The organism is Akkermansiaceae bacterium, assembly GCA_024233115.1.
Taxonomy (GTDB): Bacteria; Verrucomicrobiota; Verrucomicrobiia; order Verrucomicrobiales; family Akkermansiaceae; genus Oceaniferula.
The window spans coordinates 340,205-355,488 of record JACKQB010000002.1 but is presented as its reverse complement, the minus strand read 5'-3'; the positions used below and the strand labels follow the sequence as shown (position 1 = coordinate 355,488).

General features: G+C 55.0%; 13 protein-coding genes. 9 read left to right on the top strand and 4 right to left on the bottom strand.

The window, feature by feature from the left end; translation table 11 throughout:
• Positions 1-131 precede the first annotated feature (131 nt).
• Positions 132-2,123, top strand: coding sequence for a transketolase (tkt, locus tag H7A51_05750; GenBank protein MCP5535725.1), 1,992 nt, complete (start codon positions 132-134; stop codon positions 2,121-2,123).
• Positions 2,124-2,175: 52 nt separating this feature from the next.
• Positions 2,176-3,834 carry a ribose 5-phosphate isomerase B gene (gene rpiB / locus H7A51_05745; GenBank protein ID MCP5535724.1) on the top strand — a complete coding sequence of 553 codons (1,659 nt, stop codon included), beginning with the start codon at positions 2,176-2,178 and terminating at the stop codon, positions 3,832-3,834.
• 77 nt (positions 3,835-3,911) lie between these two features.
• On the opposite strand, the gene ftsY is transcribed toward rpiB, so the two are convergent.
• The gene (ftsY, locus tag H7A51_05740; GenBank protein MCP5535723.1) at positions 3,912-4,763 is read right to left on the bottom strand and encodes a signal recognition particle-docking protein FtsY; all 852 of its coding nucleotides are present in this window, start codon (positions 4,761-4,763) and stop codon (positions 3,912-3,914) included.
• 81 nt (positions 4,764-4,844) lie between these two features.
• Between ftsY and H7A51_05735 the strand changes: the two genes are divergently transcribed.
• The 4 genes from H7A51_05735 (at position 4,845) to H7A51_05720 (ending at position 9,998) form a co-directional block, all read left to right on the top strand.
• Positions 4,845-5,585 (top strand): endonuclease/exonuclease/phosphatase family protein, encoded by a 741-nt coding sequence (locus H7A51_05735; protein ID MCP5535722.1) that lies wholly within the window; start codon positions 4,845-4,847, stop codon positions 5,583-5,585.
• 362 nt (positions 5,586-5,947) lie between these two features.
• Entirely contained in the window at positions 5,948-6,799 is an 852-nt protein-coding gene (locus H7A51_05730) for a PEP-CTERM sorting domain-containing protein (protein ID MCP5535721.1), read from the top strand.
• Between the two features lie 461 nt (positions 6,800-7,260).
• On the top strand, positions 7,261-8,862 hold the full coding sequence (gene menD / locus H7A51_05725; GenBank protein ID MCP5535720.1) for a 2-succinyl-5-enolpyruvyl-6-hydroxy-3-cyclohexene-1-carboxylic-acid synthase: 1,602 nt from the start codon (positions 7,261-7,263) through the stop codon (positions 8,860-8,862).
• Positions 8,863-9,239: 377 nt separating this feature from the next.
• Positions 9,240-9,998: a PEP-CTERM sorting domain-containing protein gene (locus tag H7A51_05720; GenBank protein ID MCP5535719.1), complete on the top strand. Its 759-nt coding sequence runs from the start codon at positions 9,240-9,242 to the stop codon at positions 9,996-9,998.
• Between the two features lie 88 nt (positions 9,999-10,086).
• Here the strand turns inward: H7A51_05720 and H7A51_05715 are convergent, their stop codons facing one another.
• Positions 10,087-10,938: a pantoate--beta-alanine ligase gene (locus H7A51_05715; protein ID MCP5535718.1), complete on the bottom strand. Its 852-nt coding sequence runs from the start codon at positions 10,936-10,938 to the stop codon at positions 10,087-10,089.
• Between the two features lie 185 nt (positions 10,939-11,123).
• Between H7A51_05715 and H7A51_05710 the strand changes: the two genes are divergently transcribed.
• The 3 genes from H7A51_05710 (at position 11,124) to H7A51_05700 (ending at position 13,804) form a co-directional block, all read left to right on the top strand.
• Positions 11,124-11,771 (top strand): OmpH family outer membrane protein, encoded by a 648-nt coding sequence (locus H7A51_05710; GenBank protein ID MCP5535717.1) that lies wholly within the window; start codon positions 11,124-11,126, stop codon positions 11,769-11,771.
• A 166-nt stretch (positions 11,772-11,937) separates the two neighbouring features.
• Positions 11,938-12,528, top strand: a complete 591-nt coding sequence (locus tag H7A51_05705) for an OmpH family outer membrane protein (GenBank protein ID MCP5535716.1) — start codon at positions 11,938-11,940, stop codon at positions 12,526-12,528.
• 88 nt (positions 12,529-12,616) lie between these two features.
• Positions 12,617-13,804 (top strand): FtsW/RodA/SpoVE family cell cycle protein, encoded by a 1,188-nt coding sequence (locus H7A51_05700; protein MCP5535715.1) that lies wholly within the window; start codon positions 12,617-12,619, stop codon positions 13,802-13,804.
• A 23-nt stretch (positions 13,805-13,827) separates the two neighbouring features.
• Here H7A51_05700 and H7A51_05695 read toward each other — a convergent pair whose 3' ends face one another.
• Positions 13,828-14,139 (bottom strand): hypothetical protein, encoded by a 312-nt coding sequence (locus H7A51_05695; protein ID MCP5535714.1) that lies wholly within the window; start codon positions 14,137-14,139, stop codon positions 13,828-13,830.
• A gap of 105 nt (positions 14,140-14,244) precedes the next feature.
• Entirely contained in the window at positions 14,245-15,225 is a 981-nt protein-coding gene (locus tag H7A51_05690; GenBank protein MCP5535713.1) for a ketoacyl-ACP synthase III, read from the bottom strand.
• Between the last annotated feature and the right edge of the window lie 59 nt (positions 15,226-15,284).

The following is a 15,284-nucleotide window of genomic DNA, read 5'->3' as shown; positions in this document are numbered from 1 at the left end:
TCCTTGTGAGCCTCCATTCAGGCAAATAATAACAAAAAAAATGCAAAAAAATACGCCGCGTGAGGATTTGCCTTTTTTTGGCGAGTTTCAGGCTTGCCGAATCGGGGCCTACCATGGATTCTCCGCGCGAAATGAATCAGGAAATTCTTGCCCAAACCGCTAATGAGGCCCGCGGCCTTGCCATTGATGCTGTTCACGCCTGTTCTTCAGGCCACCTGGGGTTGCCTCTCGGCTGTGCTGAGATTGGTGCCGTTCTGTTTGGCGACAGTGAAAACGGACTGCGTTTCAATCCGGACGCACCCAAATGGCTGAACCGCGACCGTTTTGTGCTCTCGGCTGGCCATGGATCGATGTTTCTTTACAGCTGGCTCCATATTTCCGGATACGCCGTTTCGCTGCAGGATGTGAAGGATTTCCGGAAACTGCACAGCATCACGCCGGGTCATCCTGAATTTGATGAAACACCGGGGGTCGAGGCCACGACCGGGCCGCTGGGCCAGGGGATCGGCAATGCCGTGGGCTACGCGCTCAGTGGTAAACACGCTGCCGCGAAGTATAATACCGCGGATCACAGGGTCTTTGATAACCACGTGGTGGTTCTGGCCGGTGACGGCTGTTTGCAGGAGGGGGTCGCCAAGGAGGCCATCGCCTTCGCCGGGCACAACCAGCTCGATAACCTGATTCTCATTTACGATAGCAACGACGTCACCCTCGATGCCATGGCCGATGTCACCCAGGGTGAGGACACCGAGCAATATTTCGCTTCCCAGCAATGGGATGCCGTCACGATCGACGGCCACGATCTGGGTGCGGTTTCGGCGGCACTCCAAAATGCCAAATCCAACGACAACGGCAAACCCAAGGTGATTATCGCCAAAACGGTTATTGGCAAGGGGATTCCCGAAGTCGAGGGAAGCGCCAAGGGGCACGGGGAAAGTGGTGCTAATTTCGCTGAATCCGCACGCGCAGGCATGGGGCTGCCCGATGGTTCATTCTATGTTTCAGAGGCCACCAGGACATACTTCGCCGAGCGGAAACAAGTGGCTATATCAGCCTTTGAAAAGTGGAACAGGACTTATGAGGCGTGGGCTGCGGCCAACCCTGGACTCGCCGCCGAGCTCACCTCGGGTGTGGCCAAGGCGGTGCCGAGTGATTTGCTCGACCAGATCCCTGAGTTTGCCTCCGACTACAGCAACGCCACACGCGCTGCGGGCGGCGATGTGATCCAGGCCGTCGCCAAGGCCATGCCGTCACTGGTCACCGGATCAGCCGATCTCTATGGCTCGACCAAGAACTACATCAAGGACGCCGGGGATTTTGGCGCCGAAAACTATGCCGGGCGTAACATCTGGTATGGTATCCGCGAGCATGCCATGGGTGCCATATCCAACGGGATCGCCTACGATGGCCTGTTCCGTCCCTCCTGTGCGACCTTCGCGGTTTTTGCCGACTATGTACGTCCCTCGATCCGGATTGCGGCTCTGGCCAAACTTCCCGTCACCTACATTCTGACCCACGACTCCGTGGGTGTGGGTGAAGACGGCCCCACTCACCAGCCGGTGGAAACCGTGAGTGGTCTTCGTGTGATCCCTGGCCTCGACGTATTCCGTCCTGCCGACCCCGAGGAAACCGCCGGTGCCTGGGCGGCGTCGATGCACCGCACCGATGGCCCGAGCGCGCTTTTCCTGACCCGCCAGACCGTGCCCAACTACAGTGATGTTGCTGCCAGGACCCGCCGTGAAGGTGCCTACTACGGTGGCTACATCCTGAAAAAGGAAGTGGGTGAACTGGAGACCATCCTCATGGCCAGCGGCTCCGAGGTGGAGCACTGCATGAAGGCCGCGGAACAACTCGGCGACGGGGTGCGCGTGGTTTCCATGCCATGTATGGAACGATTCAATCGTCAAAGCTGTGAATACAAGAACAGCGTGCTGCCCAACGCATGCCAGCGCCGCGTCGCCATCGAAGCCGGTGTGTCCGGTCTCTGGTGGTACTACGTCGGCAACCAGGGTGAGGTACTGGGTATCGACCGTTTCGGTATCTCCGCACCGGGTGGCACCGTCATGAAAGAGCTCGGCATGACCGCCGATGCCGTCGTCCAGGCGGTCAACAAGCTCGCCTAACAAGATTTCGCATACTGGATACTGAACACTAAACACTGAATACTTCAAAAAAATGAATATCGCCATTGGAGCAGATCACGGAGGGGTTGACCTCAAGCACGCCATAGTAACTCACTTGCAGTCGGCAGGTCACACGGTTAAGGATTTCGGGACGAATAGCGAAGCCTCGGTGGATTATCCGGATTTTTCAAACCAGGTAGCCCGCGGGGTTGTCAACCACGGCTATGACCGCGGTATCCTGATCTGTAAATCAGGGGTCGGCATGTGTATGGCGGTGAACCGGTACCACGGTATCCGGGGCGCCAACGTCCGCAGTGTGGACGAGACGGTCACGACCCGTCAGCACAATGATGCCAATGTGCTTTGCCTCGGAGCAGGGCTTTTGGAAATAGATGTGGCCCTTGCCATGGTCGATGCTTTTATCAAGACCGGCTTTGAAGGAGGTCGGCACCAGGCCCGTATCGACAAGGCATCGGGAAGTCGTCTCGCGGTCACCGACCCCGAGCTTTACAACGTGATTGAGGCCGAGAAGAATCGCCAGAACTTGAATATCGAGCTGATTGCTTCTGAAAACTTCACCAGCGGTGCCGTGATGGAAGCGCAGGGAAGTGTGCTGACAAACAAATACGCCGAGGGATACCCCGGTCGCCGCTGGTATGGTGGTTGTGAATTTGTGGACGTGGCCGAGCAGCTTGCCATCGACCGGGCCAAGGAAATCTTCGGAGCCGATCACGCCAATGTGCAGCCGCATTCGGGCTCGCAGGCGAACACCGCCGTTTATTTCGCCGTACTCAAGCCGGGCGACAAAATCCTTACCATGGACCTCGCCCACGGCGGGCATCTGACCCATGGTCACAAGGCGAACTTCTCCGGGAAATTCTACCAGGTCACTCACTACGGTGTCAGTGAAGAGGACGAGCGTATCGATTACGACGCCCTCGAAAAAGTGGCTGAGGAGGTAAAACCCAAGCTGATCACCACGGGTGCCAGCGCTTACCCCCGCACGATTGATTTTGAACGTATGGGCAGGATTGCCAGGAAAGTGGGTGCCTACCTCTTTGTCGATATGGCACACATCGCCGGCCTTGTCGCGGCAGGTGTCCACCCTAACCCGGTGCCACACGCAGACTTTGTGACGACCACGACCCATAAGTCACTTCGTGGCCCGCGTGGTGGTATCATTCTGTGCAAGGAAGAGCATGCCAAGAAAATCGACAGCACCGTTTTCCCGGGAATTCAGGGCGGTCCGCTGATGCACGTCATTGCTGCCAAGGCGGCATGCTTTGGCGAGATCCTGAACACCAATTTCAAAGCCTACTCACAACAAGTGGTCGATAATGCCAAGGCCATGGCCGCACGTCTCGCCGGGCACGGCTACCGGATCGTCTCCGGAGGAACCGACAACCATCTCATGCTGGTGGACCTGCGTCCTGCGGGAATCGATGGCTCGATCGCCCAGCACGCGCTCGACGAGTGTGGTATCACGGTGAACAAAAACTCAATCCCCTTCGATACGGCAGGTCCGTTCAAGCCCAGTGGAATCAGGATCGGCACACCGGCGGTTACCACCCGTGGCATGAAGGTGGCCGATGTGGAGAAGGTGGCCGATTTCATCCACGAAGCGCTTTCGAACCACGACAACGACGCCAAACTCGCCGAGATCCGTGACAAGGTCTACGCCTTCAACCGGGACTTCCCGCTACCTGAGTAGTGCGTAGAAGGGAGCGTGGGCGTCCCGCCCGCTCTTTTTCGATAGAGAATGCGGCCGGGACGCCCGCGCTCCCCTCACTAGAATATGCCGTCGACAAACTCCTGTTTGTTGAACACCTGGAACTGGTCGGGCTCCTCACCGAGTCCAATGAAGCGTGTAGGGATATCGAGTTCCTGTTGGATGACAACGGCAACCCCACCTTTGCCCGAGCCGTCCATCTTGGTGACGATCAAGCCGTCGAGTTCGATCGCTTTGTTGAATTCCTTTGCCTGTGCAAGGGCGTTGCCGCCAGTGGTGGCGTCCACGACCAATAATTTCAAATGCGGGGCATTTCCGTCCTGTTTGCCAATGGTCCGCTCGATCTTGCCCAGCTCCTCCATCAGATTATGGCGGGTGTGAATCCGCCCTGCGGTGTCGCAGATTAAAAACTCAGTGCCGTCCGTCAGGGCCTTTTGATGGGCGGTGTAACAAACGGATGCCGGATCGGCGTTGGGGGCGCCCTTGACGACGGGGATACCGAGCCGCTCGCCCCAGACACCGAGTTGTTCGACCGCGGCGGCACGGAAGGTATCGGCGGCCGCCAACATCACCGAGTGACCCTGGCTTTTGAGGAGATGGGCCAGTTTCGCCGATGAGGTGGTTTTTCCCGTGCCATTGACGCCGACCACCAGAATGACCTGCGGTTTTCCATCGATGCCAGGTGTCAGCCCCGCCACGTCCTCCTTGAGGATGCCGACGATATGTTGTTTGCAAACATCGACCACATCCTCAGCGGAAATCTTCCGGCCCAGCGCCTGGAGGTCGTCGACGATTGCCATCGTGGTGCGGGCGCCGAGGTCGGCACCGATGAGATCGGCCTCGAGTTCGTCCCAATCGATTTCCGCGCGATTGGCGACCTTGTTGAAAAGCTTTTTGAAAAATCCTGCCATAATCTTGGTAGTGCGCGCTGGATTTAACGGGGGAAGAGATAATTCGCAAGACATTTGCGGCTGGTCCCGTAGCATAGGGCCATGAGAGCCCTGCTGTATCTTCTTTTTCTAACCGGCCTTGCCACCGCCGGCGAGCTGCGTGTCATGTCCTACAATATCCACCATGGTGTGGGTATGGATGGGAAACTGGACCTTCAACGCATCGCCGGGATCATCAAAAAAGAGAAGCCTGACCTGGTGGCACTGCAGGAGGTCGATCAATCGGTCCCACGCAGTGGCAAGGTGGACCAGGCGGAGGCACTCGCCAGGCTGTTGGGCATGAAACACATTTTCCGCAAATGCATCGACCTCCACGGAGGCGCGTATGGCAATGCCGTGCTGTCGAAACATCCCATCGACGATGTGGTGGTCCATCGCCTCCCGGGAAAAGGGGAGCCCCGCATCGCGCTTGAGGTGCAGGTGATGGTCGGCCGGAAGAGGCTATCGTTTTGCAGTGTGCATTTTGACTGGACCACGGAGGCGGTCCGCCTTTTACAGGCAAAGTCACTGGAAACCCATCTTGCAAAACGCAAGCATCCCGTGCTGTTGCTCGGTGATTTCAACGCCCGGCCAGAGTCCCAGACGATGCAATACCTCGCCCGGACCTGGAGCATTGTGCCCAAGAAAGAGGAGCGCTTGACCTGTCCGGCAAACAAACCGCGCGATGAGATCGATTACATACTCACACTTGGCCTCGACGCGTCCAAGGCGAGTTGCCGGGTCTTGCCCGAAGCCGCAGCGTCCGATCACCGGCCGCTATTCGGCAGAATTTCCCTGCCCTAATGCCTGTTTGGCAGGGTGTTGTATCTGGGGTTCAGGAAATTACAAAAAATCACCTTTATGTTCCGGCGGGTTCCTTTCCGCCGGTTTTTCGCTGTGATGCATTTAGTGGTGACCTTGTAACACCGCTGGTGATGAATGACTTTTGTTGTTTTCAGGCGATTTGGCAACTTTGTGCCAAGTTGTGGGAATTGTCATGAATGTCGAATATATATTAAAAGATTAATGCTTAAATACATTTAATTTAAAAAAATGTTGACTGTATATGATTTTTTGTGTATTCATCCACCGTTCGCCGAAATATTTAAATAATTAAATACAAAGGCTTCCCAATTACCCCGAAACACAACCCCTTACAGAATCCCATGAAAACTGCAATTCTTATCATCATCTCTGTTTTAGCCACGGTTCCGCTATATGGCCAGGCTGTGTATGACTTCCATTCCGTCAATGGCACCGAATCATCTGCCGATGCCGCTCTGGACGGTTGGACGGTTGCAGACCACTACGGCACCTCCAACTACCAGGACTACGTGGGCGAAGTCGGTTTGATTTTTGCTGATCAATCCAGTTATTCGTCGATATCCGGGACGCCCAGGGGGGCATTCCGTGGTGATTCAGGCGACACCTACGCCAACAAGCTGGGCTTGCATGCCTTTTGCATTGATTCCGAAACTACTTTTCTTGGACCTGAAACCACTTCTATCCAGTCCTATCGCCCCTACACACTGGCAGCCGCCGAGCAACGCTTTACAGACGAAGGGATTGTAGGTTATACGCCGGGTGGTCTCAAGCGGGCTGCCTACCTTCTGGAGCAGAATTTCGATCAAATGCTCACCGGCGGCAATCTCGGCTCCGCTACGATGCAAGCGGCGATATGGGAGGTATTGACAGATACCAATCTCAATCTCTCACTCGGACAGGGAAACTACTACTTGCGCAACAATACTGGCAATTCGACCTACAACCAGCGTGCAAACGATATGATTGCCCTGGCCAACACCTGGTTTGCCGCCGCCAAGAATGACAACTGGGGCGGGGCGAATCATAAGCCCGATAATGAGGTGATCTTTTGGTTGGATCCCAATGACTTGATGAACAACCAGTCTGTGATGTCTCTGAATATTGAGGGATTGGGTAATACGCCTGTTCCCGAGCCATCCACGTCACTGCTCATGGCGATGGGCTCACTGGTGCTGCTGCGTCGCCGTCGCTAAAACGCATGGCCAATTTGGCAGGGGCCGAATCACGATACCGCAAACCAAACGGATGCGGATGAGGTACCGGATGATAAAAATTCCACTGAACGTGAAACCTTTCGAAATGCTTGAAATTGCCAGGAAAAAGGCGGCTTTCGGAGAGCTGCGACTATCTCTGAAAACAAAAAGACAATAAATCTTAATATTCTTTGAACGGATACTGTTGTGAGGGGTCTATTACCCTGAACACCGTATGATTCGGTGTTCTATCACACTAAGTGAACACAACAGTTGCAAGTTGTCAGAAATATCCAAACATCAGCGTGTAAGGATCTGAAATGAATGCCCCGGGGTGCCTCCAAGCTCCCGGGGCCTTTTTTTGTTTACGTGAGTAGGTGGGTGTTCAGACATACTTACCTAATCATTATTCCTGTTTTCTCATCTTGCTTCTTAGCTGTTGACTCTGCACTCTCTCGCCCGTGTCTAGCAAAGGATGGGTCAGTGATATCGTGGGTGCCTGCATTGCAGCAGGTATCCAGGAGTTTGTGGTTTGTGCAGGGGCGAGAAATCTCGGACTTGTTGTCGCTCTCGCCGACTATGCACAAAGTGGCGAAGCTGGGGAGATCCGTGTGTTTTCACATTTCGAGGAAAGGGCCGCTGGTTTTTTTGCCCTTGGCCGCAGTATGCAAAGTGGTGGCCCGTGCGCGGTGGTCACGACATCCGGCACAGCCGTGGCGGAGTTGTTGCCTGCCGTGATCGAGGCTCATTACCAAAGGCGCCCCCTCGTGGTGATCTCCGCCGACCGTCCCGTCAGGTTCCGTGGCAGCGGCGCTCCCCAGGCGATCGATCAGGCGGGGCTGTTTGCTGGCTACGTCGAAGGGGCCGAGGACCTGGAATGGCAAGACGATTTGACGGTATTGGGCGGATGGAGTGGTATGGCTCCATGGCATATCAATCTCTGCCTTGAGGAAAATGAACTGGGCATCCGTGATGGCTCCGAAAGGTTGTCAAAAATCCGGCTCGGTGAGAGCAACGAGGTACGCGGCAATATTGATTTGCTGCCCGCGTTGGACTGCATCAAGGAGGCTTGGCGCGGATTGGTGGTCATGCTCGGAGGTCTCGAACCCGAGGACCGCCAGGAAGTCTGGCATTTCCTACGCGATCTGGGCGCGCCTGTCTTGGTCGATAGCACCAGTGGTCTGCGTGAGACCTTGGGTAATCTTGCCCTGGTTGATGGAGACCGGATTCTCAAAGAGAACCCGCCCGCCCACATTCTCCGCATCGGCGAGGTGCCGGTGGGCCGGTTCTGGAGGGATCTTGAAAATCTATCCATGGTCAATGTCGTCTCGATCAGTCGGACCGGTTATGCCGGCCTGGCCCGTAAGAGCACTGTGATCACCGGGGAAATATCCCGCTGCATGCGCGCTTTTGGTGAAGTGGTCAACATCGGGGACGCCATGGACTATCTCAAACTGTCGAAACGAAAGCGCGGTCGAATCGCGGAGTTGTTAGAATCCCTGCCCGAAAGTGAACCGGGGATGGTGAGAACACTGTCGGTGATGGCGACCATGGGGAGTAGTCTCTATCTCGGGAATAGCCTGCCGATCCGTGAGTGGAATGATTTTGCCCAGAGGGAGGTGCCCTATGAATTGGTGAGGGCAAATCGTGGCGCCAATGGTATCGATGGCCAGATTGCCACATGGCTCGGTGCCACGGCCGACCACGAGGACGCCTGGGCAGTCATAGGCGACCTAACAGCTATGTATGACTTCGCGGCTCCTGCATTACTCGATCAGGTGGAGTGCCGTGGCAGGATGCTGGTGGTCATGAACAATGGGGGAGGCAGGATTTTTGACCGATTACCTGCGGTGCAGCTCCTAGGCGGCGATGCTGCTGGTCTGGTCACCAATCAGCACCGCCACAACTTCGAACATTGGGCCGCGATGTGGGGAATGGATTATGTCCGGGTCGATGGTTTGGAAGGTTTCGATTTTGAACCGGGCGAGAAAACCACTCTGGTAGAAGTGCTGCCCGATGCCCGCCAGACTGAAATGTTCTGGGATCAGTTGTCACGGCTCTGATTGCGTTATCTGTTAGTTGTTTAACATGTGTTAAACGCATGGAGGTGGATTCATCGATTTTTTTGAGGCGAATTTGGCATGTCTGGGTGAAGGCAAAATGCTTGTCGTAAATTATCAAGGTAGCTTGATTTTTTTAGGTTGCTGACCGGATGAGTCTTCGTTTCAACGCCATCCAATCGAGGGTGAAGTGCCATGATCACACTATTAGTTTATATATTTTGATAATTTGAAGACCATTGGAAATCACCAAACCATGAGTAATTAGAACCAATGAATACCATGAAATCCGTTTAATAAAATAGTCGGCAAACCGAGGAATCAGGGGAGAAAATTTGAATTGCGCCTCACGCAGGTCGCACAAACCCACCCTCCCCAACATGAAAACAACACACGTATTATCGAGATATATCAGCGCACTTGCCCTGCTGACGGCTGTAGCCGGACCGGCAGTTGCGCAAAGCACGCACGTCATCACATTTGACGAAGCATCACAAAACCTCCAGCACGGAAGCCTTTTCAGTGGCAGCGAATATTCCGGTCTTGGTGGAGGTGTCACGTTCACAGTCGACTCAAAGGGCCGTCACGACCAATTGATCATCTTTGATACCAACCAAAGCGGCACGGCCGACCCGGACTTGGAAAACCCGTTCCTCGGCGGCAATTTGAAGGGGGTCAGAAACCTCGGCAATGCGCTGATCATCGCTGAAAACCTGGTTGACCGGAACAACAATGGCCTGATCGACAGCCCCGATGATGAGGCAGCCGGAGGCAGGATCGGTGTCATCTTCGGGAATAGCCAGGTCAGCGCCGTGGGCTTCAGCCTCTACGACACGCCCGAGACATCGAAATCTGATGTAACGGTGGTCTTCAAGGACATGAATGGACTTTCGGTAACCTGGAAGCCGTCCGACCTGATTGCCAATGGCACCAACGTCGATTTTGCCAACCACTATGGAAACCACATCTCGAATATTTCAGCCTCCCAGTTGGGTTTGAAAAACATCCAATCCATCGATTTCAACATTGAAAGTGGTGCCATCGACAACCTGGTGTTCCACACTGTGCCCGAGCCCAGCTCGTTGGCATTGCTCGGACTGGGAGCCTCGGCATGGTTGCTTCGCCGCAAGCGCTTCTAACGGCGTTAAAGGTTTGTATTTCTAACGAAAATGCCCTGTCGTCAACACTGGCGGCAGGGCATATTTTTCGCCAGATTTTTTCTCCAGACTAACCCAGCTCGATATTGTCGATGAGTCGGACGGATCCGTAAAACACAGCCGTCGCCATCACCGCAGGGGAGTCTACGGAGTCGATCTCTTGCAGGGTCCCGGCATCAAGCAGCTCCAGGTAATCGATTCTGGCTCGTTTGGGCGACGACTCGATTTCCTGTCGGGCAATCCCTAACAGCACTTCAGCCGAGCGCGCCCCGTCGAGATAAGCTTGCTGCGCAGACAGGAGAGCGCGCCGGATGCGGGGGGCGTCGGCGTGTTGGCTTGCTGTTAGTCGGGTGTTTCTTGAGGAAAGTGCCAGTCCGCTGGCCTCTCGCACCGTATCGACCCCCTCGATATGTACAGGCACATTGAGGTCCCTGACCATACGCCGGATGACGGCGAGTTGCTGGTAGTCTTTTTTGCCAAAAACAGCCGCGTCCGGCTGGATGAGATTGAACAGCTTGAGCACCACCGTACAGACTCCGTCGAAGTGGCCTGGGCGGGTTGCGCCACAGAGCTGTCTGGTAAGGGAGGCTTCCATCACGCTGACTGAGTGATCCGCATGATACATGGAATCGGGCTCCGGGGAAAAAACGAGGTCCACACCGTGCAGCCGACAGAGCTCCAGGTCTTTTTCCAGCGTGCGTGGGTATTTTTCCAGATCCTCCACCTTGTCAAACTGGGTGGGGTTGACAAAAAGAGTCAGGACTACGAAGCCCTCCGGGCCTGCGAGTTCGCGTGCCCGGTGAACGAGCTTCAAATGGCCCTCGTGGAGCGCTCCCATGGTCGGAACCAGAACCCGGGGGCGGGAGATGGCGGATAGCTGCAGGCTTTTCGGTAGATCAGCAGGGTGGGTGACGATATTCATATTCAGATCAGGCAATTTACGATGATTTGGCTAGGGATAGATGTTGACGCAGTGTGAGATTCTGTGCAGCTTGGGGGTGTGACGTGAGTCAAGCGGTGCGGAGAACGATCCGGATTGTTTTCTCACCGCGTTGCTACACCCATCTATACGCCCCAACATCATCCGAATTACCATCATAATCCATCATGAAAAATTACCTTAAACTTTCCGCCATATTCTGCGCCGTTGCTGCGTTTGGCATGGGCTCGGCTTCTGCCCAGCGTCTGAAAATCGCCACGGTCGACATGCAGCAGCTGTTCAAGGAATACCATCGCACCACCGAGGAACAACAGAAGTTCAGTGAGGAGTTTGCCCGCATCCAGAAGGAGAACAACGAGCGCCTCGCCGGCATCCGCACCCTCGAGGAGCAACTCCAGGCGTTGAAGAAAAAAATCGAGGACCCGACACTTGCCGACAACGTCAAGCGTGAGAAGTCCCGTGAATTCCAGCTCAAGCTGGATGAAGCCAAGGCCATGGACCGCGAACGCCGCGAGTTCCTCGGTCGCCGCACCCGTGCGCTCGAGCTCAAGAAGCAGGCCAGCATGCAGGGGATTCTCGAGGAGATCCGCAAACGTATCGTTGACCACTCCAAGGGTGAGGACTTCGACTTTGTGCTCGATAAGTCCGGCCTCAGTGCCAACCAGGTGCCGTTCCTGCTCTACACCAAGGACGCTACCGACATTACGGCGGCATTGCTGACCGAACTCAACAAGGATGCTCCCAAGGCACCTGAAGCACCGGCTGCACCAGACGCTCCAGCCGAACCTGCTACCCCGGAGCCAGCTGCTCCTTGATCCAAGGGCGACGACCTTTGTCATCCTTCCGGACATCATCATTGCATACCCTCTCCTGAGCACCGGGAGAGGGTATCTTTTTGCCTTTTTTGCTGGCTTGGGGGAGATGCTATTGACGCAACCAGGGAAAACATGCACCTTGGTGCGCCTGGAACGTAATATGGATATGAGAAAGCTGAAAATATTTTATACAAGCCTGATGATGATGGCCGGAATGGCTGCAGTGGTGTCTGCCGAGCTCCCCAAAATGGCCACTGTGGACATGCAGAAGCTTTTCAAGGAATACCACCGGACCATCGCCTCCCAGAAACGCTTCAATACCGAATATGCACGTATTCAGAAGGGGATCAATGAACGTGGAGAGGCAATGAACCGGATGCGCCAGATGCTCAATGGTCTGGCCGAGCAGATCAATAGCGGTAAGCTCACTGATGAGGAAAAAAGCAACAAGGAGAGCGAGGGGAAATTACTGGCGCAGGAACTCAAGATGATGAGTGCAGAGGTGAAGCGCTATTCAGACCAGGAAAAGAGCAAGGTGGCCCAACTCAAGGCCGCCAGCATGCAGGGGATTATGCAGGAGATTCGACAGAAGGTCATCGACCACGCCAAGGAGCTGGGGTATGATTATGTCTTTGATAAATCGGGCAAAAACACCAACCAGGTATCATTCTTTATCTACCTAAAGGACGCCAAGGACATCACGGCGAACATGCTCAAGGAGTTGAATAAATTTGCGCCTGGTGCCGATGGCCACTAGCCACCAATGTCACCTCTGCATCACCGACAGCACAATGCCACCTGGTAAAGCCCATCCGTAGAGACTCGCAGGGATTTCCTAAAAGAAGATGACTCCACTACTGCGGAAAATACTGGGAATGAACTGGCTGCTGGTATTAACCATGCTGGCGCTGGCTATCTTTGGCGTCTATGCCATCGAGAGTGCCGCCAGGCACCTGCCTAACGGCGGGGGCTACTATGCCAGTCGACAGAAACTGTGGATCATCGGAGGTTGCGCCGTTTTTTTTATCACGGCACTGATTGACTACCGCTGGATCAGGTGGCTTGGCATACCGATGTACCTTGCGGGCCTGGCTCTGATGGTGGTGGCGATGTTCAAGGGGACGGAAGTCCACCAGATTAATATCGGAGCGCTTTCCTTTCAACCAACCCAGTTGGGTATTGCGGGGGGGATCGTTCTGATGGGGTCATTACTTCAGGATTTGCCGCGCTGGCACGCCTTTTTCAAGCTGCCCTTTGTGAGGGTCGGGATCATTGCTGTGTTATCGGGGGTTCCGTTTCTAATCGTGGTAGCCATGGGGGATATGGGGTCGGCGATGGTTTGGTTACCCGTCACCGTCGTGATCATGTTTGCCAGTGGAATACCTTATCGTTATCTGCTGCTGATGATGATCGTCGGCTTTGGCTGTGTTGCCCTGGCATACTTTGTTGTTTTACCCAAGGCCTCCGAACGTGGCGCGGGGCGTATCGAACTCTATCTCGCCATGCTTGATGGCAGGGAGGTGGATATCAATGGCGATGCCTATGCTCCATATTGGGTATCGACCGCTATCGGCAAGGCCGGTTGGAAAGGCATAGGCTCGAATGCTTCCAGTGAGCGGGGCTCACTGCACGATAAAAAATACATCCCATGGAAAACCGCGCATAACGACTTTATTTTCGCCGTGATCGGTGAAGAGCAGGGATTCCGTGGCAGCCTGATGTTGCTGACCGGATACGCGATGCTGCTGATCCAGTGTCTGTTTATTGCCTTCTACAGCCGGGATAGTTCGGGCCGGATCATTGCCGCGGCCGTCGTGGCGCTTCTGTTTGCCCACATTTTCGAAAACATCGGCATGTGTGTGCTGATGACGCCTATTACCGGTATTCCTCTCCCCTTGGTGAGTTACTCCGGAACCTTTGTGCTGATGGTGATGTTTTTGTTAGGGCTGGTCCAGAGTGTCTGGATTCACCGCAATGCCGAACTAGGTGATGCTGTTGAGGCACCGGGCAGGTCGGTTAGAAAATTTTTATAACCAATCTCCCCGGAGGCGACTGGTCACTGCGTATGCGAGGAGTCGTCTTCCCACGGCGTGCCCTCGACTTCTTTTGAGTCAGGGTGGAGGATATCGCTTTGCGCACCTTTTTTGCGGGCCATGGACCGTCTGAATTTACGGTAGTCGGCATGGAGTTGACTGTTGACGTAATCAAAGGTCGCGGCCAGCGAGAGCAGGATGGGGGTGACAATGAAAAGGTGGAAGAGCGAGTCTTCAAGCTCGCTGCGAATAATCAGGGAAATCCCTTGGAAAATTTCCCAACAAGAAGCCAGGACCACCACGATCGTTCCAATGGTTAGAATGAACTGACGCATTTTTTCAGGGGTCGGGGGTCGGGGGTAACGGGCGGCTCAGGCCTGATGCCCGGTTGCTGTCACCTGTATCCTGCCTTCTGCATGTTGTCAGCCTCCTGAAAAAAATCACCATTTAATGGCAGTGGCCGCCCAGGTCAAACCTGCGCCGAAGGCAACGAGGATGATATGATCGCCCCGCTCAAAACGACCTTCACGGTGTGCCTCATCCAGGGCGATCGCAACCGCGGCGGCGGAGGTGTTGCCATATTTGTGCAGGTTGACAAATACCTTTTCGTTAGGGACGGCCAAGCGATCGGCAATGGCGTCAATAATGCGGAGATTGGCCTGGTGTGGTATGACTAGCTTGATGTCATCCGGGGTGAGTCCGGCACGTTCGATCACGGTTTCCGCAGCCGTGCGCATGGCGTTGACGGCCAGCTTGAATACCTCGCGCCCTTGCATGGTAAGGGTGTGGAGATGTTCATCGGCGTTGGCCGCTGTGATCGGGCAGGCCGATCCACCGCCCTTGATTTCCAACAGCTTGGCGTGACGGCCATCCGTGCCCATTTCGGTGGCAAGGATGTGGCCTTCTGCTTCCTCGGATCTACGCAGGACGGCGGCACCCGCTCCGTCGCCAAAAAGGACACAGGTATTACGGTCTTCCCAGTTGGTGACCGAGGAAAGTTTTTCAGCTCCAATAATGACCGCGTTTTTATAAGCGCCGTCTGAGATGAGCCGTTTGGCCAGTTTCATGGCATAGAGGAAGCCGGAGCAGGCAGCCGAGATATCAAAGGCAACCGCCGAATGGGCACCGAGTTTGGTCTGCACGTAACACGCCGTCGCCGGGGTGGGCGTGTCTGGTGTAATGGTGGCCACGATGATGAGCTCAACGTCTTCGGCGGCAATGCCGGCTTGTTGAAGGGCCCGCTCGGCCGCCTTGGTTCCCAGGTCGGAGGTGAACTCGTCATCCGCGGCAATGCGGCGTTCCTTGATGCCGGTCCGGGTGGTGATCCACTCGTCGCTGGTGTCGACCATTTTGCTAAGGTCGGCATTGGTCAGGACTTTCTCTGGGACGTAACTGCCGGTGCCGGCGATGGTGACAGGGATGACGGATTTGGATTCGTTCATTGAGTTCAAAGGTATTTTGTTGGAGGCAATCTAGATAA